This window comes from Streptomyces phytophilus (assembly GCF_013870535.1).
Lineage (GTDB): Bacteria > Actinomycetota > Actinomycetes > Streptomycetales > Streptomycetaceae > Streptomyces > Streptomyces phytophilus.
The window spans coordinates 1-1853 of the sequence record NZ_JACBXC010001186.1 but is presented as its reverse complement, the minus strand read 5'-3'; the positions used below and the strand labels follow the sequence as shown (position 1 = coordinate 1853).

Genomic DNA, 1853 nt, shown 5'->3' with positions numbered 1-1853 from the left:
CGGCGGCGGCCTGGTCATGGTGCTGGACTCCTCCGGCTCCATGGCCGACGACGACGGCTCCGGTGCCACCCGCATCGAGTCCGCCCGCGAGGCCGTCGGCACCGTCGTCGACGCCCTGCCCGACCGCTATCCCACCGGCCTGCGCGTCTACGGCGCCGACCGCACCAGCGGTTGCACGGACACCCGACTCGCCGTTCCCGTCGAGGAGTTGGACCGGGGCGCCATCAAGGATGCCGTAGCAGATGTGAAGCCGAAGGGCGATACCCCGATCGGCTACTCACTGCAGCAGGCCGCCCGGGACCTCCCCGAGCGCCCGCCCGGTGCCCTCGGCCACCGCTCCATCCTCCTCGTCTCGGACGGCGAGGACAGCTGCGGCACCCCCGACCCCTGCGAGGTCGCGGAGCAACTCGGCGAGACCGGCGGCGCCTTCGGCGCCCTGCGCATCGACACGGTCGGCTTCCAGGTCGGCGGCAAGGCGCGCGACGAGCTGAAGTGCATCGCGGAGAAGGGCCACGGCGCGTACTACGACGCACCCGACGCCGACGCGCTCGCCCGGCAGCTCCAGCGCGCCGCCCGGCTCTCCGCCGACGGCTACCGATTCCGCGGCGATCCCGTCGAGGGCGGGCTCAGCAGCAAGGGCGCCGCGGACATCGTGCCGGGCCAGTACCTCGACAGCATCGGCGCCGGCGAGACCAAGTGGTACGCCGCCGAGCTGGATGCCGAGTCCGCCGCCGACTTCGGCGCCACCGCCGTGCCGCAGCCGGGTGTGCCCGTCGCGTACGGGGACGGCATCGAGCTGGAGCTGCACGCCACCGACGACTACGACACCCGGTGCGACGCCCAGCGGGACCGCTTCGAGCAGGACGAGGGCGCGCAGCCGCTGACCAACGCCGTCAGCCGCATCCCCAGCGCCGAGGGCGGCGAGCCCTGCGACGCCGCCGGGCGCTACCTGCTCAGCGTCCACCGCACCAGCGACACCGCCTCGGACCAGGCCCGCTGGCCGCTGGAGCTGGCCTTCGGCCAGGAGGAGCCGCTCGGCGCGGACGTCACGCCCGCGCAGTCCGAGACCGACTACGGCCCGGCCGGCGACGAGGGCGCCGAACTGCCCACCGCCGAGCCCGAGGACATCACCGGCGGCACCGGCTTCAACGACGCGAAGGCCCTGGGCCCCGGCGTCTGGCGCGACGAACTGCTGCCCGCGCAGATGCGCTTCTACAAGGTCGACGTCGGCTGGGGCCAGCAGCTCCGCTACCGCGTCGAGTTCGCCAACGAGCCCACGCTCGACGGCGCCGCCGGCGTCTCCAGCTTCGCCGACACCGACCTCTACACGCCCGGCCGCGCCCTCGTCGGCGACGGCCCGTTCAGAAGCACCCAGCGGTACTACGGTGAACCCGTCGCCTCCGACCTCGGTACGGTGCCGGTCAGCTGGACGAACCGCTACGAGACCGCCACCGAGGTCGTGCCCGTGCGCCGCGGCGGCGAGTACTACCTGTCGGTCTCGCTGGGGCCCGACGCCGCGCGGTTCGCGGAGAACACGGCCATCGGCGTCGTACTGCGCGTCGACGTGCCGGGCGAGGAGAAGTCCGGCCCGCGACACGGGGCGCCGGCCGTCGCGGACGGGGACGCTGGCAAGGGCGACGGAGACGGCGGCGGGAAGGATGATGCGCGGGCGGGGGCGGACGGGGAATCATCGGACTCCGTCCTGCCGCTCGCCGGCGGGATCGCGGGGGGCGTGCTGCTCGTCGGCGCGGGCGTTGCGTTCGTGATCGTACGGAACCGGAAGCGGGCGGCGGCGTCGTCGGCAGCAGCGGCAGGCAACGGTGTGAGGGGTGGATGGTGAGGACACGAACGAA

General features: G+C 73.9%; 1 protein-coding gene. It reads left to right on the top strand.

What is annotated here, in order from left to right; all coding sequences use genetic code 11:
• A partial coding sequence (locus tag H5J30_RS30575; protein WP_181790702.1) for a vWA domain-containing protein occupies window positions 1-1840 on the top strand: 1840 nt, incomplete at its 5' end.
• Between the last annotated feature and the right edge of the window lie 13 nt (window positions 1841-1853).